The 20,489-nt window shown below is 58.0% G+C and carries 17 protein-coding genes; 1 reads left to right on the top strand and 16 read right to left on the bottom strand.

Annotated features, from left to right (window positions below; all coding sequences use genetic code 11):
* Positions 1–39 precede the first annotated feature (39 nt).
* On the top strand, positions 40–1,122 hold the full coding sequence (locus tag TU86_RS15900; RefSeq protein WP_048365283.1) for an AI-2E family transporter: 1,083 nt from the start codon (positions 40–42) through the stop codon (positions 1,120–1,122).
* Here TU86_RS15900 and TU86_RS15905 read toward each other — a convergent pair.
* From TU86_RS15905 to nuoC, 16 genes are all read right to left on the bottom strand, one after another.
* On the bottom strand, positions 1,119–3,218 hold the full coding sequence (locus tag TU86_RS15905) for a TonB-dependent receptor family protein (protein WP_048365284.1): 2,100 nt from the start codon (positions 3,216–3,218) through the stop codon (positions 1,119–1,121). The two genes, TU86_RS15900 and TU86_RS15905, sit on opposite strands and share 4 nt — an antisense overlap.
* A gap of 88 nt (positions 3,219–3,306) precedes the next feature.
* Positions 3,307–4,539, bottom strand: coding sequence for a YcaO-like family protein (locus tag TU86_RS22555; RefSeq protein ID WP_082152902.1), 1,233 nt, complete (start codon positions 4,537–4,539; stop codon positions 3,307–3,309).
* A 48-nt stretch (positions 4,540–4,587) separates the two neighbouring features.
* Positions 4,588–4,719: a hypothetical protein gene (locus TU86_RS23510; protein WP_275575770.1), complete on the bottom strand. Its 132-nt coding sequence runs from the start codon at positions 4,717–4,719 to the stop codon at positions 4,588–4,590.
* Positions 4,720–4,959: 240 nt separating this feature from the next.
* Positions 4,960–5,958 carry a class I SAM-dependent methyltransferase gene (locus TU86_RS22560; protein WP_082152903.1) on the bottom strand — a complete coding sequence of 333 codons (999 nt, stop codon included), beginning with the start codon at positions 5,956–5,958 and terminating at the stop codon, positions 4,960–4,962.
* 62 nt (positions 5,959–6,020) lie between these two features.
* Positions 6,021–6,155 carry a hypothetical protein gene (locus TU86_RS23515; protein ID WP_275296388.1) on the bottom strand — a complete coding sequence of 45 codons (135 nt, stop codon included), beginning with the start codon at positions 6,153–6,155 and terminating at the stop codon, positions 6,021–6,023.
* A 504-nt stretch (positions 6,156–6,659) separates the two neighbouring features.
* The gene (gene nuoN / locus TU86_RS15920; protein ID WP_048365286.1) at positions 6,660–8,129 is read right to left on the bottom strand and encodes an NADH-quinone oxidoreductase subunit NuoN; all 1,470 of its coding nucleotides are present in this window, start codon (positions 8,127–8,129) and stop codon (positions 6,660–6,662) included.
* A 7-nt stretch (positions 8,130–8,136) separates the two neighbouring features.
* The gene (nuoM, locus tag TU86_RS15925) at positions 8,137–9,669 is read right to left on the bottom strand and encodes an NADH-quinone oxidoreductase subunit M (RefSeq protein ID WP_048365287.1); all 1,533 of its coding nucleotides are present in this window, start codon (positions 9,667–9,669) and stop codon (positions 8,137–8,139) included.
* Positions 9,670–9,707: 38 nt separating this feature from the next.
* Entirely contained in the window at positions 9,708–11,561 is a 1,854-nt protein-coding gene (gene nuoL, locus TU86_RS15930; protein WP_048365288.1) for an NADH-quinone oxidoreductase subunit L, read from the bottom strand.
* Positions 11,558–11,866 (bottom strand): NADH-quinone oxidoreductase subunit NuoK, encoded by a 309-nt coding sequence (nuoK, locus tag TU86_RS15935; RefSeq protein WP_048365289.1) that lies wholly within the window; start codon positions 11,864–11,866, stop codon positions 11,558–11,560. Before nuoK ends, nuoL begins: the two co-directional genes overlap by 4 nt.
* Position 11,867: 1 nt before the next feature.
* Positions 11,868–12,371, bottom strand: coding sequence for an NADH-quinone oxidoreductase subunit J (gene nuoJ / locus TU86_RS15940; protein ID WP_048365290.1), 504 nt, complete (start codon positions 12,369–12,371; stop codon positions 11,868–11,870).
* A gap of 9 nt (positions 12,372–12,380) precedes the next feature.
* The gene (gene nuoI, locus TU86_RS15945) at positions 12,381–12,929 is read right to left on the bottom strand and encodes an NADH-quinone oxidoreductase subunit NuoI (RefSeq protein WP_048365291.1); all 549 of its coding nucleotides are present in this window, start codon (positions 12,927–12,929) and stop codon (positions 12,381–12,383) included.
* A 12-nt stretch (positions 12,930–12,941) separates the two neighbouring features.
* Complete coding sequence (gene nuoH, locus TU86_RS15950) at positions 12,942–13,949, bottom strand: NADH-quinone oxidoreductase subunit NuoH (RefSeq protein WP_048365292.1); 1,008 nt, start codon at positions 13,947–13,949, stop codon at positions 12,942–12,944.
* On the bottom strand, positions 13,946–16,660 hold the full coding sequence (gene nuoG / locus TU86_RS15955; protein WP_048365293.1) for an NADH-quinone oxidoreductase subunit NuoG: 2,715 nt from the start codon (positions 16,658–16,660) through the stop codon (positions 13,946–13,948). Before nuoG ends, nuoH begins: the two co-directional genes overlap by 4 nt.
* Positions 16,661–16,792: 132 nt before the next feature.
* The gene (gene nuoF, locus TU86_RS15960) at positions 16,793–18,148 is read right to left on the bottom strand and encodes an NADH-quinone oxidoreductase subunit NuoF (RefSeq protein WP_048365294.1); all 1,356 of its coding nucleotides are present in this window, start codon (positions 18,146–18,148) and stop codon (positions 16,793–16,795) included.
* Positions 18,145–18,642, bottom strand: coding sequence for an NADH-quinone oxidoreductase subunit NuoE (gene nuoE / locus TU86_RS15965; RefSeq protein WP_048365295.1), 498 nt, complete (start codon positions 18,640–18,642; stop codon positions 18,145–18,147). The genes nuoF and nuoE overlap by 4 nt, the downstream gene beginning before the upstream one ends.
* Before the next feature lie 2 nt (positions 18,643–18,644).
* Positions 18,645–20,429, bottom strand: a complete 1,785-nt coding sequence (gene nuoC / locus TU86_RS15970; RefSeq protein WP_048365346.1) for an NADH-quinone oxidoreductase subunit C/D — start codon at positions 20,427–20,429, stop codon at positions 18,645–18,647.
* Positions 20,430–20,489: the final 60 nt, after the last annotated feature.

Raw genomic sequence — 20,489 nt, forward strand, 5'->3', positions numbered from 1 at the left:
CTAACCGATCAATTTGCGCCTTACCGACATGGACGGCATATGAACGAAACAAGTCTGCAACGTAAAACCCTGCTGTTATTGCTGGCGCTAGTCACCCTTGCTTTCATCTGGATTCTGTTGCCGTTTTATGGCGCAATTTTTTGGGCGGTTGCTCTCGGTATTTTGTTCGCGCCCTTGCAGCGCAAGTTGCTGCTCAAGTTCAGGGGGCGGCGTAATCTCGCCACATTTTCCACGTTGGGGATATGCACCGTCATCGCCATTTTGCCGGTGATTATCACCACGGCTTTACTGGTACAAGAAGTGGCCACGCTTTACAGCGATGTCCAAAGCGGCAAGATCAACGTCGCCAGCTACGTCATGCAGTTCAAGGACATTTTGCCGACGACTGTGCAGGACTGGCTGGATCGTTTTGGCCTGGGCAATATCGACGGCCTGAGCGAGAAAGTGTCCAAGGGCGCGCTGGAAGGCAGCCAGTTTTTCGCGACCCAAGTGTTCAGTTTCGGTCAGAGCACGTTTGAGTTGGTGGTGAGCTTTTTCATCATGCTCTACCTGTTGTATTTCTTTATTCGTGACGGCCAGCAAATGGTGCGCCTCATCCGCAATGCTGTGCCGTTGGCAGAGCAGCAAAAGCGCTTGTTGCAGCTTAAGTTGCGACGCGTGGTGCGGGCATCGGTCAAAGGCAATCTGGCAGTCGCCATTACTCAGGGTGCGCTGGGCGGGTTGATGTTCTGGTTTCTGGGCATCCACAGCTCGCTGTTCTGGGCGGTGTTGATGATGTTCCTGTCATTGCTGCCAGCCGTTGGAGCGGGAATCGTGTGGGCGCCGGTTGCGGTGTACTTTCTGGTCTCGGGCCAGATCTGGGAAGGTGTGGTGTTGACGCTGTACGGGGTATTAGTGATCGGTATGGTCGATAACGTATTGCGCCCGATCCTGGTAGGCAAAGACACCAAGATGCCGGACTTTCTTATCCTCATTTCAACGCTGGGCGGTATGGCGATCTTCGGCCTCAACGGCTTTGTGATCGGGCCGTTGATTGCCGCGTTGTTCCTCTCCAGCTGGGGGTTGTTCAGCGGTACACGCCGTAAAGTGCGACTGCCCGCTGATATCGAGCCGAACAATTAACGAAAGCTGTATGACACCCCGACATAAGCCCCCATGCCAACGCCTGGGGTTGAGCGCGCAGCGTCTTTGCCGTTGTCGTCATACCCTGGCGTGACCGTGGCAGCATAGCGCTGGTTAGTCAGGTTGCGCAGGTCCAGCCAGGTGCTCCAGTCTTGCTTGGGCGAGGTGTAACCCAGACTGGCGCCAAACAGGGTGTATGACGAGGCGTAATACGAGTTGGCGTAATCCACGGCCATGCGCGAGGCCGCTTGGGTATTTACCCCGGCATAGAAACCTCGGGGGTGGTCGTATCGCACTTCGGCCTGATAGTAGTGCTGCGCGATACCGGGCAATGAATGACTGCCAAATCGTGCATCGTCGCGGTAATGGAAGTCACTGAAGGTGTAAGCCTGACGCAAAGACACCTTGCCGATCGCATCGTGCTCCCACAGCACGCTGTTCAGTCCCGCTTCGAACCCTTGGTGCACGGTCGGGCTGGCGTTGTACTCGCCGACAATGAGCGGCTCGACTTCAACCGTCAGCAATTCGTGACGCACAGCGGAGTAGTACCAGGCCAAATCCCACTGTCCGATCCAGGACTGGCCACGGGTGCCGAGTTCAAGCGTGGTTGCTGTTTGATTATTCATGGCGATGGGCGTGCTTTGACGACCGGTAGCCGGACCGCTACCGCCAGGGAATCGAGCAGGCGAACTCCAGATCAATGACCACGGGTGCGGTGGCTCAACCGAGCGGCTCAGGTTGCCGTACACCTGCACGTCTGGGCTGAGCTCATAACGCAGACCAATACGTGGCGCGTAGTCCCAATCATGCTGGCTCACTTTGCCACCGGTTTTGGGGTAACTCACGTCACTTTCGCGGCGGGTATAAATCAGCGCCATGCCGGTGGTCAACCACAGGTCAGGCATCAGTTCCAGATCGTTGCTGACGTGCAGCACGGTGTCTGACCCTTGATAGCTGAAGTCGCGCATTTGGGTGCCGGGCGCGTAGCTGGCTGTCGTGTCACGCGGGATGCGCACATATTCCGACGCACCGGTATTGGGTAAATGCCGGGTTGTACGCCAACCGACAGTGGTTGCGCTTTGAAGCCCGAACAACGTGTCACGCCGTTTATAGTTCAACGTGCCGCTGACGTCGGTGTAGGCCACCTTCAATCGATTGGGGCCTTCGCGCAGATCCATGGGGTAGTCGTGATAAACCACCCCCGCCTCCAGTTGCGAGTCGTCATCCAGATACATCGTGGTTTTGTTGGCCAGCCAGGTGCTACCCGGTTGTGGGCGTGAGTAGTCGCCGCTGACATACGCCGGATTGGCCGAGCGCGGGTGATGTTTGATCTGGTCTTGGGTCACACGACCTGCCAGTTCGTTATCCGTTTCGCGATAACGCAGGTAGAAGCGTGTCGCAAGTTGCGGGTTGAAGCGATAGCCGATGTTGGCCGCGATGCCTTTACTGCTGCCTCGCGTGTGATTCTGATAACCGTCAGTGTCGGAATCGGTCAGAGAAACGTAGTAATCAAGGTCTCCCAGTACCTGTCCTGTGCTGATCTGGCGTTTGCGATAACCATAACTGCCCGCTTCGTATCGCACTTGCAGCGGCGCAGCGTCGTAGCCCGTATGCGTCACGTAGTTGATGGAGCCACCCAATGCCAGCGAGCCGGCGCCGAATCCATTGGCGCCCCGCAGCACTTCGGCGCGGCTCAACCACAACGGTTCGAACAGTTCATAGGGCGTGCCGCCCGGGCCCGTCAGCGGCAGGCCGTCGAACATGACATAGAGGCCAGAACCGTGGGCGCCGGGCGCCCGGTTGATTGCGGAACCCCGCACCGACACTTTGGCGCCATCATTGCCCGCTGATTGAGCGTAGATACCAGGCTGGTAAGCCAATACATCAACGTTGCTTGCCGTGCGGCCGTTTTCGACACGGGTTAAATCAATCAGGTTGCTGGCGCCGGGAACCTCACGCAGTGCCGACTGCGCGGCCTCCAGATCACTACTGTCTTCACTGCGAACTTGCACCTCGCTCAGTTCCAGCGCACTGCCATAGGCGGGGGCAGCGCAAGCAAGCGCCAAAGGTAGAAGTGAAGTAAAGGCGGAGCGCATTAACGGAGATTCCAGGTCGATTGGCGAGGGCGCGCCAGCCTATACAAGCCGAGAATCACTCGCAACTGTTAGCGCCGTACCGGTGGCCTTAACCATAAAGCTCATGCAGTTGAAGACCCCGTGCTTGTGGAATAACGACATTGCCACTGGTGACGATGTAAAACCGTTCCAGCCCCGGAATGACCACATTGGCCAGTGTCGTGCCCAGTGCGGTTTGGTACATGACGCTGACGCCCAGCTCTTTTTGGTGGCTGCGAATATCTTCGGCCAGCCTGCGAATATGTTCGGACACGGGCTGTTTGGGCTGAGCGACAGGCAGTTGCACGCAGTGAGTCACTGCACGTGCCAGCAGCTCGTCGGTGTCCAGTTGAAGGCAGCGCTGCAAACGGGGGAACGGTGCCAAGTGACAGTTTTGAAGACTCAGCAGCCGCGCAACGTCCGGCTGCTGCGCGGCCAATACCATTTGCGCCAACTCTGTTAACGCGCGAGTGGCTGCATGTTCAGGGCACAGCGAGGTACCGGAGCCGAACAGAGCGACAGGCCGGGTACACGGGACAGTAAAGGCAAGGAAGGTACGCGCCAAAAACTCACTGCTGATATCCAGCACGACGACTTGCGTGTTCAACTCCTTCTCTACATCGCTCCAGAGTTGGAACAGAGGCTCGTGGGCGGTAGGGCGCTTGAGCATGCGCAACGGCTGGTCATGTAAATAGTAAAAATGATGAAGCAGAAACAGCGACAGGGCATCGCGCTCCAGGCACTCATTGATGGCATGCAGAACTGCTTCGTTCCACGTTGCACCAATGGCGATGCCGCTGTTGCAGCAATAGCGTTTCAAACTGGCGTAGTTGAAGGTATCGCCGTGGGCGGGAGCCTCTGGGTAGCCTGGCAGGCTTAAGGCGAGCGGGTAGCAGAAGCTATGGTCATCCAATGGGCAGGTATAACGGCGGCAGGCAAGCGTTGAGTCCTGATCTTGGTAAATAACATCCAGTACGCTGTCATCGGATAAATAATCACGGCGGCTGAAGTGGTGTGCAGGTATTAGCTCTATCGGTGCTTCTTGGCCATGGAACTCGGTCAAGTAATGCTCCAGGGCCTCGAAGTACGCCCCTGTGCAGGCGGCTTCTTTGTAACCCTTGCCCGAGCCGCAGGTTTGGCGGCTCGCGTCTGAAGAACTCAAGAGCACGCGAGCATTGACGACCGTGTTGCCCGCGACGTGCAGTGTGCTGGAAAGGCCGAGGCTGGCCAGTTCTTGATGAATACGAACATGAGCATCAATCAATGAAAGTTCACGTTCATCAGGGGGCGAAAGTGCGCTCATGGAAGTCTCCGGTGAAGAAGGGCGTTTGCAACACCCTTCTTGCTGTGATTACACGGCGTTGAGTTCCGACTTATCAGCGTCGGTAAGTTCGAGAGGCTCAAAAGAGGGGAGGCCTGTTTCAGTGTCGGCGGTATGTTGCTCTTTCAGTTTTTGTGCGTTCAGTCCCATGTAATAACCCATGTTATTAACCTCGTGGAATTGTCGGAGTCAGGTGAGTTTGCGTGTGTCAGTAATGTCACGCGCAGGGCGCAGGTAGGTAAGCGCTGATGGGTTGTCAAATGCGAGTTAAAGGCTAATAAGCCATTGATAATATTCTGTTCAGTGTCCGTGAGTTGTTGTGAGTGTTGCCCTCTGTGTGTTTAAAGTCAGGCGTGTAATCAGGGTGTTTTCTGAGGTGATGCTGCAAAAAAAATGCGGTGCTTATTTGAAAGTATCGGGTGTGTTTAAGGGGGGAAGGTGTTCTTTGTGAATGCCTGGCTTTTTCATTACATAGAACTCAAACAGCTCAGTGTGGCCAGGGCGCGCAGCTAAAGACGATATCAGGCGTAACCCTAAAGCTTGAGCACTATTACGTACATTGATCAGGACCGGTGTATGGCCAAATACAATGAGCGTGGCACCAGGCTTGAGCAGGTTGCCCATATGTTTAAACAGACAGTGGGCGTCATCGCGGTGAATAACTTCTGCATTCAAAAAGCGCAGGATCAACACATCACACAGGCTTGCGAGTTGCGTCAGGCCAGCGTCCATGTGTTTGAAGACCAGCGCAGGAAACCGGTTGCGCGCGTGCTCGATCATGGTTGCAGACTGATCGGAGCCTATGCAGTGCGCTTCGGGAAAGGCTTGGGCTAAGGATCCAATGAACGTGCCGGTTGAACAGGCCGGATCGTAAATAACCATGCTGGGTTGGATCAGGGGCCGTAAAAAAAAAGCGCAGTAGTCGCGAAAGTGTTGCTCGTCGTTGTCGAGTCGCCCCGCCAGTTGTGGTGTACAGGCCCATTGCTCCTGCGAGAGCGTGCACTCCTGTCCGGCGCTATCAAGTAACGGGAAAGGAAAATAAACCTCGCTGTCAGGGTATTGAATAGCAGCGTGGAAAAGATCATGCCTTTGACTGTCTTCGAGTGATATGAAATGCACAGCCAAACCATTGTTGGTGTATGCGATGCTTAAAAGCTGCCCTAGAAGTTGTGACGGATTTAGGCAACTTGATTGATACCACCCGCGTTCGTCTGAGTGGGATAAAAGTTTACGTCCTACGTAGGTCACATCATGTACTGATAAGAAGAACAGGTTGTTTAATTCAGGTCCTGGCGGTGAGTTAAAGCGAAAGGCTTGCCTCGGTCTATTGCTGATGGCTTGAAATTGCCGTGTCAGTGAAACTTCATTGGCCAGTAGATTGCAGTTAACCGAATCAGGCATTGTCTTCCCCTTGCCGTGTGAGGTTTGCGAGAGGGAAAAGCGATGTGCTTTTCCCTCTGGGATTACACGATGTTTAACTCGGCTTTTTCGTCTTCGCTGAGCTGTAATGCTTCAATTCGTTGTTCTTCGGTTTCAGCGTGTTGAAGTTCACTGTCGGGAAGTTCGGCCCCGATGAAGCCGCGTACCATATAGCCCATGATGAATTACCTTTTTGTTAGAAGTAGTGAATGGGGTGGTTAAGGTGACTCTTTCAAGTTGCGGGGTCAATTTATGGCGGTGAAGAATGGGTGTCAATGCAAGGGTGGGTGTGCCTGCGGAAGGATTAAGAAGTGCGTTTACTTATCTGCACATATTTACAAATGTTTATAGCGTTGACACGCCAAACTATTAAACAGTGAGGCGCGGATGTTGATGTAGGCAGCCTGTGGCCGGGGCCCGTTGGGGTAGGGGGTGCATACAGATAGGAAGCGCTGATACGACTGGCGGGGTTGCGGTTTTAAACGCGTGGCCTGGATCGCAAGAACAGGTGGGACAACGCAAGGCAATTTAGTGATTTGAGGGTTTATCGATCTCTACAAAAGGATGCGTCTTGGTCGAGAGAGGGGCTGTACCCGGTGAAGCGGGTGTGTGAGCCTTACCGTGAGCAAAAAAATACCCCGTGAAAGCCAGGCTTTCACGGGGTATGGTTCAACCACGACTGTTTAGCCCATAAGGCCCAAGGTTGCGCGTTGTACAAGTTCCAGCATCGGCTGCGGGTACACGCCCAGGAAGAACACCAGTACCGAAACTGCCAGCAGCATGACGCCGCCTGCTTTCTGCTCCCAGTTCAGCGGAGCGTCGTGGCGATGCAATTTTGGTTCAACCAGATACAGGGTCACCATCACACGCAGGTAGTAGAACACGCCGATGGCGCTGCCCAGGATCAAGGACGCTACCAGCCACCATTGATGAGCCTCAACACCTGTCGCGATGATGTAGAACTTGCCGATAAAGCCTGCGGTCAGCGGGATGCCGGCCAGCGAGAGCATCATCACGGTCATCACCGCGGTCAGGTACGGACGGCGCCAGAACAGGCCGCGGTACTCGTACAGCGCATCGGCGTCACGGCCTTTGTACGGCGAGGACATCAGGGTGATCACACCGAATGCACCCAGGCTGGTGAGCACGTAGGTGATCAGGTACACACCGATGGCTTCCATGGCCATGCCTTTGCTCGCCACGAGGGCGATCAGCAGGTAGCCGAAGTGAGCGATGGAGGAGTAACCCAGCAGACGCTTGAGGTTGTTCTGGGTCAGGGCCAGCAAGTTACCAAACAGGATCGAAGCAATCGCGATCACGGTCAGCACATCGCTCATCACCCCCGTCGTGGCCGACGGAGTGATTTGGAACAGACGCACCATTACCGCAAACACGGCCACTTTCGACGCAGTCGCCAGGAACGCAGCCACTGGTGCCGGAGCACCTTCGTACACGTCCGGCGTCCACAAGTGGAAAGGTACCAGCGACAGTTTGAATGCCAGGCCGACCAGCATCATGCCAAGACCCAGCTGGGCCAATGGCGCAGGTACGCCAGTGGCTGCCAGAGCCTGACCGATACCGCTGAAGCTCAGGCTACCGGCTTCGGCGTATAGCAAAGCCATACCAAACAACAGGAACGCAGAACCGGCGGCCGACAGCACCATGTACTTGATACCGGCTTCCAGCGAACGCTTGTTGAAGAAGGCATAAGCCACCAGACCGTAAACCGGCACCGACAGCAGCTCCAGGCCGATAAACAAACCAGCCAGATGCTGTGCGCTGACCAGAACAATACCGCCGGTCGCAGCCAGCAGCATGAGCAGGTACAGCTCTTCGCGATTGCCCGGATAACCCGTGCCGCCTTCGCCCAGGTAGGCGTGAGCCAACGTGACACAGGCCAACGTCGCGGCCAGAATCAGCCCGATGTAGAGATAGGCGAAGTTGTCCATCATCAACAGCGGGGTGACTGCCAGTGGCGCGACTTTCAACGCCGGGAAAATCGACAGCAGGGCCAGGTTAAGCCCCGCCACCGAGAGCAGGAAGGTTTGCGAGTGGTTGCGGCGCCACGCGATTGCCAGCATCACCACCACAACGGTGAGGCTGGTAATCAGCAGCGGAGCAAGCGCGATAAAGTGTTGGATCGTGAATTCCATAGCGCTCTTACCGGGCCGAAGCGAGTTGAGTGAAGGCGGTGCCGATCCATTGCTGCACGCCATTCATGGTGGCAGCCGAGGTATCGAGGAACGGTTGTGGGTACACGCCGATGAAAATCAGCAGTACCGCCAGACCGAGCACCATGATCAGTTCACGTGCATCCATACCGGCCAGTACAGCGTCCGATTTGGAAGGGCCGAAATAGGCGCGGTGAATCATGATCAGCGAGTAGACCGAACCAAACACCAGACCGGTCGTTGCAATCGCCGTGACCCAAGGGAAGTGTGCAAACGAGCCCATCAGAATCAGGAACTCACCGACGAAGTTACCGGTGCCCGGCAAGCCCAGCGAAGCGGCCGCGAAAAACAGACTGATGGCCGGCAAGTAAGCGATCTTGGACCACAGTCCACCCATTTCACGCATGTCGCGGGTGTGCAGACGTTCGTACAGTTGACCGCTGAGGATAAACAGCGCGGCTGCCGAAACACCGTGGGCCAACATCTGGATCACCGCGCCTTGAAGGGCCAGCAGGCTACCGGAGTAGATACCGATCAGTACAAAGCCCATGTGCGAAACGCTGGAGAAAGCGATCAGACGCTTGATGTCGGTTTGTGCGAAGGCCAGGAACGCACCGTAGAAAATCCCGATCAGACCCAGGGTCATGGCAATCGGCGCAAACTCGGCCGACGCATTCGGGAACAGCGGTAAGGCAAAACGCAGCAGACCATAGGCAGCGGTCTTCAACAGGATACCGGCCAGATCGACCGAGCCTGCGGTAGGCGCCTGTGCGTGAGCATCCGGCAGCCAGGAGTGGAACGGCACAACCGGCAGCTTCACGGCAAAGGCAATGAAGAAGCCGAGCATCAGGATGTACTCGGTGGTGAGCGACATCTTGGTTTTTAACAACTCGGCGTAGCTGAAGGTAATGACGCCGGTGTTGTTGAAGTTGACCAGTACCAGGCCCAGGATCGCCACCAACATGATCAGACCTGAGGCCTGAGTGAAGATGAAGAACTTGGTGGCGGCGTAGATACGGGTTTTCTTGCCGTCGGATGAACTGTGACCCCAGAGCGCAATGAGGAAGTACATCGGTACCAGCATCATTTCCCAGAAGAAGAAGAACATGAACAGGTCGATGGCGAGGAACACGCCCACTACACCGCCCAGGATCCACATCAGGTTCAGGTGGAAGAAGCCCACGTGACGCTGAATTTCTTTCCAGGAGCACAACACCGACAGCACACCGAGCAAGCCGGTGAGCAGGATCATCAGCAGCGACAGGCCATCGAGTGCCAGGTGCACACTGATGCCGAAGCGTTCGATCCAGGTGTGCTGGAACTCAAGCGCCCAGGTCGGAGCGACGCCGGGGTTGGGTGCCAGTGAATAGTTACCTTGAGACCACAGCCAAAGGCCGAGGGCAAGTTCAAGGGACATGGTCAGCAATGCAATCCAGCGGGGCAGGGTGGAGCCGAAACGCTCACCCAGCCAGCACAGGAGGCCGCCGATAAAGGGGATCAGGATTAGCCAAGGCAGAATCATGACGGGCTCAATTCCTTTCGCAAAGTCGAAGGTTCATATCAGACCGCTACCAGTACGATGGCGCCCATGACCAGTACAGCACCGGCGGCCATGGATGCAGCGTACCAACGCAGTTGACCGGTTTCGCTGCGGCTCAGGGCGTTATGCCCGGCCTTGGCCATCTTCGGGATCAAACCAATGGTCTGGTCCAGAGGATCTTTGGCCAGCAAGCGGCAGATCAACAGGTACGGTTTGACGAACAGTTTGTCGTACAGCCAGTCGAAGCCCCAGGCTGCGAACCACCAGGCAGACAGGAAGCGACCGATGCCGCTGTTGGCGACGGCGGTGACAAAGCTACGCTTGCCCAAGTACAGCAGGGCGGCGAGCAGGATACCGGCCAGGGCAATGGCACCCGAGGCGATTTCGAGGCTGTGCTTGGCTTCACCGCCCGCGTGGCCAACGCTTTGTGGCAGAACACCGGCCAGTGGCGGGGTGATCATGGCGCCGATGAAAGTCGACAGTACGATCAACACGCTCAATGGCAGCCAGTAGGTCACGCCGTGGCCTGCGTGAGCTTGGGTCTTGGCTTCGCCGTGGAAGGTGACGAAGATCAGGCGGAAGGTGTACAGCGAGGTCATGAACGCACCCACCAGACCGGCATACAGCAGCTCGTTGTTACCGCTGGCGAAGGCTTCCCAAAGAATTTCGTCCTTGGAGTAGAAGCCGGCCGTCAGCAATGGCAAGGCAGACAGCGCCGCGCCACCGACGATAAAGCTGGCGTAGGCCAGAGGCAGTTTTTTCCACAGGCCGCCCATCTTGAAGATGTTCTGCTCGTGATGGCAGGCAACGATCACTGCGCCGGAGGCAAGGAACAGCAGGGCCTTAAAGAAGGCATGGGTCATCAGGTGGAAGATCGCGCCGTCCCAGGCACCCACGCCCAGCGCCAGGAACATGTAGCCGATCTGGCTCATGGTCGAGTAGGCGAGGATACGTTTGATGTCGGTTTGCACCAGTGCCGCAAAACCTGCCAGCACCAGGGTCACACCGCCGACAATGCCCACCAGGTGCAGCACATCAGGCGCCAGCGTGAACAGGCCGTGGGTACGGGCAATCAGGTAAACACCGGCCGTAACCATGGTTGCAGCGTGGATCAGTGCCGACACCGGCGTCGGACCAGCCATCGCGTCTGCCAACCAGGTTTGCAGGGGCAGTTGGGCCGATTTACCGACCGCGCCGCCCAGCAGCATCAGGGTCGCGAGAACGATCCAGAAATCGCCGGCCTTGAACTTGATCGGGGCCTGAACCAGCAGCTCTTGAATGTTCAATGTGCCCAGTTGCTGGAACAGGATGAACAGGCCGATGGCCAGAAACACGTCGCCGATACGGGTCACGATAAAGGCTTTGAGTGCGGCGTTACCGTTGTTGCGGTTGCTGTAGTAGAAACCGATCAACAGGTATGAACACAGGCCTACGCCTTCCCAGCCGAAGTACACGAACAACAGGTTATCGGCCAGGATCAGGAACAGCATGCTGGCAATAAACAGGTTGGTGTAGGAGAAGAAGCGCGAGTAGCCGTCTTCACCGCGCATGTACCACGAGGCGAAGACGTGGATTAGAAAGCCTACACCGACGACAACGCCGAGCATGGTGACTGACAAACCGTCCAGGTGCAGGGCGAAGTTGGCCTTGAAATCACCGGCCGCCATCCACTGCCACAGCACTTGCGTGTACTGACCGCCCTCAGGCGGCGCCACGTTGAATTGCCAGATCACATACGCGGCCACGATGGCTGACAGGCCAATGGAGCCGACGCCGATCAGGGCCGAGAGGTTTTCGCTGAAGCGTCCTCGGGAGAACGACAACAACAAAAAGCCGATCAGGGGGAATACGAAAGTCAGAAAGAGAAGGTTCATCCGCGCATCTCACTGGCAGCATCGATATCAAGCGTGTGGAAGCGGCGATACAGTTGCAGCAGGATCGCCAGGCCAATACTGGCCTCGGCCGCTGCCAGGGTGATCACCAGGATGAACATCACTTGCCCATCCGGCTGCGCCCAACGTGCACCCGCCACAATGAACGCCAGTGCAGCGGCGTTCATCATGATTTCCAGACTCATCAACACGAAGAGAATATTACGGCGAACCATCAGTCCAACCAGACCGAGGCAGAACAGGATGCCCGCGACTGCGAGACCATGTTCGAGAGGTATTGATGGCATGTTATTGCTCCTTCGCCTCAGTGCGGCCCAAGTGGAACGCCGTCACGGCTGCGGCAAGCAACAGCATCGAGGCGAGTTCGACCACTAGCAGATACGGGCCGAACAGGCTGACGCCCACGGCTTTTGCATCGATGGTGGTTTGACCGATTGCGGCACCGCTCGACTGGGCGAACAGCACGTACAGCAGTTCGGCCAGCAGGATGGCGGACAGAATGCTCGGTCCGACCCAGATACCGGGCTTGAGCCAATGGCGCTCCTGAGTCACCGAGGCCGGGCCTTGGTTGAGCATCATCACCACAAACACGAACAGCACCATGATGGCACCGGCGTAGGCGATCACTTCGAGCACACCGGCAAAGGGTGCACCGAGGCTGAAGAATGTCATCGCCACGGCAATCAGCGAAATAATCAGGTAGAGCAGGGCGTGCACAGGGTTGGTGTTGGTGATCACGCGTAGCGTGGACACGACAGCGACACCCGATGCGAAATAGAAAGCGAATTCCATCGTTCTTCCTTAAGGCAGCAAGCTCTTCACGTTGATCGGTTCAGCTTCGTTCTGAGCAGCACCTTTCGGTTTGCCCTCAACGGCCATGCCCGCAACACGATAGAAGTTGTAATCAGGGTTCTTGCCCGGCCCTGCGATCAGCAAATCTTCTTTTTCGTACACCAGATCCTGCCGTTTGAACTCGGCCATCTCGAAATCCGGTGTCAACTGGATCGCGGTGGTCGGGCAGGCTTCCTCACACAGGCCGCAAAAAATGCAGCGTGAGAAGTTGATGCGGAAAAACTCCGGGTACCAACGGCCATCTTCGGTTTCGGCTTTTTGCAGCGAGATGCAGCCCACCGGGCACGCGACGGCGCACAGGTTGCAGGCTACACAGCGCTCTTCGCCGTCCGGGTCGCGGGTCAGGACAATACGGCCACGGTAGCGCGGAGGCAGATAGACCGGCTCTTCGGGGTATTGCAGCGTGTCACGCTTGCGGAAGGCATGGCCAAACACCATCACCAAGCTGCGAAGCTGGGTGTAGGTGCCATGCACGATGTCAAACAGATACTTGAACATGGGTCTCTATCCTCACTGAACCGCGCCGGCAGGCGTGTTCAACAACACGACTGCGGCGGTCACCAGCAAATTGATCAGGGTCAGCGGCAGGCAGAACTTCCAGCTGAAGTCCATCACTTGGTCATACCGTGGGCGCGGAATAGAAGCGCGCAGCAGGATGAAGATCATGATGAAAAACGCGGTCTTCAGGGCGAACCAGATAAACGGAATCTGCGGCAGGATGCCGAAAGGCCCGTGCCAGCCACCGAAGAACAAAGTCACCAGCAATGCCGAGATCAACACGATCCCGATGTATTCACCGACGAAGAACATGCCCCATTTCATGCCGGCGTATTCGATGTGGTAACCATCGGCCAGTTCCTGCTCGGCTTCTGGCTGGTCGAAAGGGTGACGGTGAGTCACGGCCACGCCAGCGATGAAGAAGGTCAGGAAACCGAAGATCTGCGGAATGATGAACCACAGGTTCTGCGCTTGGTATTCAACAATGTCGCGCATGTTGAACGAGCCTACCTGCACCACGATGCCCATCAGCGCCAGGCCCATGAACACCTCGTAGGACACGGTCTGTGCCGAGGCACGCAAGGCGCCCAGCAGGGCAAACTTGTTATTGCTTGACCAGCCGGCGAACAGCACCGCGTACACCGACAGACCGGCCATGGCGAAGAAGAACAGGATGCCGATGTTCAGATCCGCCACACCCCAGGTCGGGGTGATCGGGATGATCGCGAAGGCAATCAGCAAGGCGCTCATGGCCACTACCGGTGCCAGGGTGAAAATCACCTTGTCGGCGAACGGCGGCGTCCAGTCTTCCTTGAAGAACATCTTGATCATGTCGGCGGCGATCTGGAACGCGCCGAACGGGCCCACGCGGTTAGGACCGTAACGGTCTTGCCACAGGGCCAGCAGACGACGTTCAACCCAACTGAGCAGCGCGCCGCATACGACAACCGCCAGCAGAATGACCACGGCTTTGACCACCGATATGATCGCGTCGATTACTTCAGGCGTGAACCAGGTCATTGGGCTGCCTCCTGCAAACCGTCAACGGTAAGGCCAAAGATCGCAGGCGGGATACCGGCAAGCCCGACAGGCAATGCCACCAGACCCGCACCCAACTCGTCATTAATGCGCAGGGGCAGACGCAGGGTCACACCGGCAACGTTAAGGCTGAGCAGGGCGCCATCGTTGACACCCAGGCGGTCGGCTTCAGATTTGGCCAGTGCAATGTAAGCGGCCGGGATGCGTTCCTGAACAGGTGCGGCTTTGGACGAGTTTTCTTCGCTGCCCAGCAGGTGGAAGAACGGCACCACTTGCCAGCTGCCACGTGCCGGGTTGAAAGCGCCCGGAATGTTGGCGCACCAGTTCAGTGAATCACCTGTGCTTTCGATCAGGCGGGTGCCCGGGTCGCCTGCACGGATATGCCCACCGACTTCATCCTGGAACTTGTTCCACGCTTGTGGCGAGTTCCAGCCCGGCGACCAGGCGAACGGCACTTGCTGGCGCGGTTCGACGGAGCCTGAGTAACCTTCCATCGAGAACGCGAACGCGGTGTCCGGGTCTTGTGGGGTACGCGGCTCGTGCACACTGATGTTGGCGCGCATCGCGGTGCGGCCGCTATAACGCAGCGGTTCGCGGGCCAGTTTCATGCCCTTGATGCGGAATGCAGCGGATGGCGCTGCATCGACGATGCGGGCCAGTTCAGGTGTGCTGGCTGCCGTGGCTTGCGTGACGTGGTCGAGCAGGGTCCAGTCAACCGGCTTGTTCAGCAGGGTACTGCGCAGGGCATGCAACCAGCGCCAGCCTTCGTGGACCAAAATGTTGGCGTCCAGGTAAGTCGGGTCGAAGACCTGGAAGAAGCGCTGGGCGCGACCTTCCTGGCTGACCAGAGTGCCGTCGCCTTCAGCAAAGCTGGCCGCTGGCAGTACCAGATCGGCACGGTCGGTGGTGGCGGTCTTCTGGTGGTCGGCAACAATCACGACCTTGGCAGCGTCCAGTGCAGCATTGACTTTGACCGCGTCAACGCGGGTGAACAGATCGTTTTCCAGCACCACGATGGCGTCGGCGTTACCGTCGATCACCGCTTGCAGGGCGGCGTCTACCGAGTCGCCCCCTAGCATGGCCAGGCCGAGGCTGTTGGCTTCCGGCACGATCAGGCTGATAGAACCGGCCTTTTCGCGCAGGTGCAAGGCTTTGGCGATGTTGCCTGCGGCTTCGATCAGGGCGTTGTTGCCCAGCGAAGTACCGGCAATGATCAGCGGGCGTTTGGCGGCGAGCAGGGCGTCGGCAATACGCTTGGCCAGCTCCAGCGCCTCAGCGTCCAGACCGGTAACGGCCGGTGCGCTGGCATCGATGGCATGAGCCACGGCAAAACCGATGCGCGCCAGATCGTCCGGTGCCGCATGCACGCACTCTTCAGCCACGTCATCGAGTTTGGTTTCAGCCAGGCTCGCGATAAACAGCGGGTTCAGCGCGTGCTGACCGATGTTCTTCACGGCGGCGTCGAGCCAAGGCTGAACGCGCATGGCATCGGCCATTTCTTCAGCTTTGCCCTTCACCGACTGACGGACCGACAGCGCCATACGGGCAGCGGTTTGCGTCAGGTCTTCGCCCAGTACGAACACGGCGTCGTGATCTTCGATCTCGCGCATGTTCGGAACAGGCAGCGGGCTGTCTTTCAATACTTGCAGCACCCGGCGAATGCGCGCCAGCTCACCGGCTTCGATGCCTGAGTAGAAGTGTTCGGCGCCGACCAGCTCGCGCAACGCGTAGTTGCTTTCGAGGCTGGCGCGTGGCGAGCCGATACCGACAATGTTGCGCCCGCGCAGCAGGTCAGCGGCTTTATCCAGCGCAGCGTCGAGGCTCAGCTTGGTGCCGTCGGCCAGGAGTGGCTGACGTGGACGGTCGGTACGGTTGACATAGCCATAGCCAAAGCGGCCGCGGTCACACAGGAAGTACTGGTTGACCGAGCCGTTGAAGCGGTTTTCGATACGGCGCAATTCACCATAACGCTCGCCGGGGCTGATGTTGCAGCCGCTGGAGCAACCGTGGCAGATGCTGGGCGCGAACTGCATGTCCCACTTGCGGTTGTAACGCTCGGAGTGGGTTTTGTCCGTGAACACGCCGGTCGGGCAGACTTCTGTGAGGTTGCCCGAGAACTCGCTTTCGAGCACACCGTCTTCAACGCGACCGAAGTACACGTTGTCGTGGGCACCGAACACACCGAGGTCAGTACCGCCTGCGTAGTCTTTATAGAAGCGCACGCAGCGGTAGCAGGCAATGCAGCGGTTCATTTCGTGGGAAATGAACGGGCCGAGTTCCTGGTTCTGGTGAGTGCGCTTGGTGAAGCGATAACGGCGCTCGTTGTGGCCGGTCATCACGGTCATGTCTTGCAGGTGGCAGTGACCGCCTTCTTCGCACACAGGGCAGTCGTGCGGGTGGTTGGTCATCAGCCATTCGACGACGCTGGCGCGAAACACTTTCGCCTCTTCGTCTTCGATGGAAATCCAGCTTCCGTCAGTGGCCGGGGTCATGCAGGACATGACGATACGACCACGGGTGTCGTTTTCGTCGGTGTATTGCTTGACTGCACACTGGCGGCAGGCGCCAACACTGCCCAGGGCAGGGTGCCAGCAGAAATACGGAATATCGAGTCCTAGCGACAGACAGGCCTGTAACAGGTTGTCTGCCCCATCGACTTCGAGCTCTTTGCCGTCTACGTGGATAGTGGCCATGGTTCAAAGATCTTCGTTGGCCCGGTGTCAGCGGGCGTGGCTAATGGAATCTTGTTATGCGTTCGAAGCAACCCAGCCTTACGGCGTTATCGAACGATCAGAGAGCGGCACGGACCGCCCTCAGTCAGAGCGTTACGCGCCGATAACAATCGGGCGTGCCAGAGGCGGAACACCGGGGGTTGCTTGCGCAATACCGGCTTCAAACTCTGGACGGAAGTACTTGATCGCGCTGCCCAAAGGCTCCACGGCACCCGGTGCGTGTGCACAGAACGTCTTGCCAGGGCCGAGGAAGCCGACCAGACCCAGCAGGGTCTCGATATCGCCGGGCTGACCTTCGCCGTGCTCGATTGCCATCAGCAGCTTGACGCTCCAGGGCAGACCATCACGGCAAGGGGTGCAGAACCCGCACGATTCGCGCGCAAAGAATTGTTCCATGTTGCGCAGCAAGGACACCATGTTGACGCTGTCGTCGACGGCCATCGCCAGACCGGTACCCATTCGGGTGCCGACTTTAGCAATACCACCGGCGTACATTTGTGCGTCCAGGTGTTCAGGCAGCAAAAAGCCCGTACCGGCGCCGCCTGGCTGCCAGCACTTGAGCTTGAAACCGTCGCGCATGCCACCGGCGTAATCTTCGAACAGCTCGCGTGCAGTCACGCCGAACGGCAGTTCCCACAGGCCGGGGTTCTTCACTTTGCCGGAGAAGCCCATCAGCTTGGTGCCGTGGTCTTCGCTGCCTTCGCGGGCGAGGGATTTGTACCAGTCAACGCCGTTGCCGATGATGGCCGGTACGTTGCACAGGGTTTCAACGTTGTTCACGCAGGTGGGCTTGCCCCATACGCCCACAGCAGCCGGGAATGGCGGCTTGGAACGCGGGTTGGCGCGACGGCCTTCGAGGGAGTTGATCAGTGCGGTTTCTTCGCCGCAGATGTAACGCCCCGCGCCGGTGTGCACGAACAGTTCGAAGTCAAAGCCCGACCCTAGAATGTTCTTGCCCAGCAGGCCTGCTGCTTTGGCTTCTTCGACGGCGCGGCGCAGGTGTACGGCGGCAGTGGTGTATTCGCCACGCAGGAAGATATAGCCGCGGTAGGTTTTCAGCGCACGGGCACTGATCAACATGCCTTCGATCAGCAGATGGGGCAGTTGCTCCATCAGCATGCGGTCTTTCCAGGTGTTGGGTTCCATTTCATCGGCGTTACACAGCAGGTAACGGATGTTCATGGATTCGTCTTTGGGCATCAGCCCCCACTTCACGCCTGTGGGGAAGCCCGCACCGCCGCGACCCTTGAGGCCGGCGTCTTTCACGGTCTGGACGATATCGTCCTGAGCCATGTCGGCGAAAGCTTTGCGCGCAGCGGCGTAACCGTCTTTGGCCTGGTATTCGTCGAGCCACACAGGCTCGCCGTCGTCACGCAGGCGCCAGGTCAACGGGTGGGTTTCTGCCGAACGCTTGATCAGGTTGGCAGGGCCGAAAGAAGTCAGGCTCATGGGTAGCCCTCCAGCAACGTGGCGACGCCAGCAGGCTGCACGTCACCGAATGTGTCGTCGTCGATCATCAACGCCGGCGCCTTGTCGCAGTTGCCCAGGCAGCACACCGGCAGCAGCGTGAAGCGCCCGTCCGCAGTGGTTTGGCCCAGGCCGATGCCCAGCTTGCTCTGGATTTCGCCGACCACCGACTCGTGGCCGCCGATGTAGCAGACCATGCTGTCGCATACACGGATGATGTGGCGGCCCACCGGCTGGCGGAAGATCTGGCTGTAGAACGTGGCCACGCCTTCAACGTCGCTGGCCGGAATGCCCAGCAGTTCGCCAATGGCGTACACCGCGCCGTCCGGCACCCAGCCGCGCTCCTTCTGAACAATCTTCAGGGCTTCGATCGACGCTGCGCGTGGATCTTCGTAGTGATGCATCTCGTGCTCGATGGCCGAGCGCTCGGTTTCGCTCAGGGCGAAACGGTCTGTCTGGATAAGCGTGCTGTTCATGCTTAGCGGTCCACGTCGGCCATAACGAAATCGATACTACCCAGGTACGCAATCAAGTCCGCGACCATTTCACCTTTGATCACCGAAGGGATCTGTTGCAGGTGCGGGAAGCTTGGGGTGCGAATCCGGGTGCGGTAGCTCATGGTGCCGCCATCGCTCGTCAGGTAATAACTGTTGATGCCCTTGGTCGCTTCGATCATCTGGAAGGATTCGTTGGCCGGCATGACCGGGCCCCACGAAACTTGCAGGAAGTGTGTGATCAAGGTCTCGATGTGCTGCAACGTGCGCTCTTTGGGCGGCGGCGTGGTCAGCGGGTGATCCGCCTTGTACGGGCCTGCTGGCATGTTGCGCATGCACTGCTCGATGATTTTCAGGCTCTGGCGCATTTCTTCGACACGCACGATGCAACGATCGTAGGCATCGCCATTGGCCGCCAGCGGGACTTCGAATTCGAAGTTTTCGTAGCCGGAGTACGGGCGCGCTTTACGCAGGTCGAAGTCGCAACCGGTCGAACGCAGGCCAGCACCGGTGACGCCCCATTCCAGGGCTTCTTTGGTGTTGTAGGCGGCAACGCCGATGGTGCGGCCACGCAGGATGCTGTTGTCCAGAGCGGCTTTTTGGTATTCGTCCAGACGCTTTGGCATCCAGTCGATGAACTCTTTGACCAGGCGTTCCCAGCCGTTTGGCAGGTCGTGGGCAACGCCGCCGATGCGGTACCAGGCCGGGTGCAGACGGAAACCGGTAATGGCTTCGATCACTTTGTAGGCGCGCTGACGGTCGGTGAAGGTGAAGAACACCGGGGTCATGGCGCCTACGTCCTGGATATAAGTCCCCAGGAACAGCAGGTGGCTGGTGATGCGGAAGAACTCGGCCATCATGATGCGGATGGTGTCGACCCGATCCGGCACCTTGATCCCGGCGAGTTTCTCGACCGAGAGCACGTACGGCAGGTTGTTCATCACGCCGCCGAGGTAGTCGATACGGTCGGTGTACGGGATGAAGCTGTGCCAGGACTGGCGCTCGGCCATTTTTTCGGCACCACGGTGGTGGTAGCCGACGTCAGGCACGCAGTCGACGATTTCTTCGCCGTCCAGTTGCAGGATGATGCGGAAGGCACCGTGAGCCGAAGGGTGGTTCGGGCCCAGGTTGAGGAACATGTAGTCCTCGTTTTCGCCGGAACGCTTCATGCCCCAATCTTCAGGACGGAAGCGCGCGGCTTCTTCTTCCAGCTGCACTTTGGCCAGGGTCAGGCTGTACGGATCGAATTCTGTGGCACGGGCCGGGAAGTCCTTGCGCAGCGGGTGACCTTCCCACGTCGGTGGCATCATGATGCGCGACAGGTGCGGGTGACCTTTGAAGTCGATACCGAACATGTCCCAGACTTCACGCTCGTACCAATTGGCGTTCGGCCAGATGCTGGTGATGCTCGGCACGCTCAGGTCGGTTTCGGACAGCGCCACTTTGATCATCACGTCGCTGTTACGCTCCAGCGACATCAAGTGGTAGAAGACAGTGAAGTCTGCGCCTGATGGCAAGCCCTGACGCTTGGTACGCAGACGCTCGTCCACACCGTGCAGGTCATAGAGCATGACGTAAGGTTTTGGCAGGTTGCGCAAGAAGGTCAGGACTTCAACCAGTTTGGCGCGGGTAACCCAAAGCACCGGCATGCCGGTGCGCGTGGCCTGGGCGGTGAACGCCTCGGGGCCAAAACGGGTATTGAGTTCGACAACCACATCTTGGTCGTCAGCCTTGTAAGGCGGGATGTACAGAGCGGAGCCTGTAGTCATGGTTTTTTTATCGCTTTCGTTCAACGTAAAGAATGAAGCCAGTGTCTCGTTCTAATAAAT

Origin of the sequence: Pseudomonas weihenstephanensis (assembly GCF_001043055.1) — a bacterium.
In the GTDB taxonomy this organism is placed as follows: domain Bacteria; phylum Pseudomonadota; class Gammaproteobacteria; order Pseudomonadales; family Pseudomonadaceae; genus Aquipseudomonas; species Aquipseudomonas weihenstephanensis.

Excerpts from the sequence above, each read along its gene's own strand:
- TU86_RS15900 (WP_048365283.1), top strand. The coding sequence starts at position 40 with ATGAACGAAACAAGTCTGCAACGTAAAACCCTGCTGTTATTGCTGGCG.
- TU86_RS15905 (WP_048365284.1), bottom strand. The coding sequence starts at position 3,218 with ATGCGCTCCGCCTTTACTTCACTTCTACCTTTGGCGCTTGCTTGCGCT.
- TU86_RS22555 (WP_082152902.1), bottom strand. The coding sequence starts at position 4,539 with ATGAGCGCACTTTCGCCCCCTGATGAACGTGAACTTTCATTGATTGAT.
- TU86_RS23510 (WP_275575770.1), bottom strand. The coding sequence starts at position 4,719 with ATGGGTTATTACATGGGACTGAACGCACAAAAACTGAAAGAGCAACAT.
- TU86_RS22560 (WP_082152903.1), bottom strand. The coding sequence starts at position 5,958 with ATGCCTGATTCGGTTAACTGCAATCTACTGGCCAATGAAGTTTCACTG.
- TU86_RS23515 (WP_275296388.1), bottom strand. The coding sequence starts at position 6,155 with ATGGGCTATATGGTACGCGGCTTCATCGGGGCCGAACTTCCCGACAGT.
- nuoN (WP_048365286.1), bottom strand. The coding sequence starts at position 8,129 with ATGGAATTCACGATCCAACACTTTATCGCGCTTGCTCCGCTGCTGATT.
- nuoM (WP_048365287.1), bottom strand. The coding sequence starts at position 9,669 with ATGATTCTGCCTTGGCTAATCCTGATCCCCTTTATCGGCGGCCTCCTG.
- nuoL (WP_048365288.1), bottom strand. The coding sequence starts at position 11,561 with ATGAACCTTCTCTTTCTGACTTTCGTATTCCCCCTGATCGGCTTTTTG.
- nuoK (WP_048365289.1), bottom strand. The coding sequence starts at position 11,866 with ATGCCATCAATACCTCTCGAACATGGTCTCGCAGTCGCGGGCATCCTG.
- nuoJ (WP_048365290.1), bottom strand. The coding sequence starts at position 12,371 with ATGGAATTCGCTTTCTATTTCGCATCGGGTGTCGCTGTCGTGTCCACG.
- nuoI (WP_048365291.1), bottom strand. The coding sequence starts at position 12,929 with ATGTTCAAGTATCTGTTTGACATCGTGCATGGCACCTACACCCAGCTT.
- nuoH (WP_048365292.1), bottom strand. The coding sequence starts at position 13,949 with ATGACCTGGTTCACGCCTGAAGTAATCGACGCGATCATATCGGTGGTC.
- nuoG (WP_048365293.1), bottom strand. The coding sequence starts at position 16,660 with ATGGCCACTATCCACGTAGACGGCAAAGAGCTCGAAGTCGATGGGGCA.
- nuoF (WP_048365294.1), bottom strand. The coding sequence starts at position 18,148 with ATGAGCCTGACTTCTTTCGGCCCTGCCAACCTGATCAAGCGTTCGGCA.
- nuoE (WP_048365295.1), bottom strand. The coding sequence starts at position 18,642 with ATGAACAGCACGCTTATCCAGACAGACCGTTTCGCCCTGAGCGAAACC.
- nuoC (WP_048365346.1), bottom strand. The coding sequence starts at position 20,429 with ATGACTACAGGCTCCGCTCTGTACATCCCGCCTTACAAGGCTGACGAC.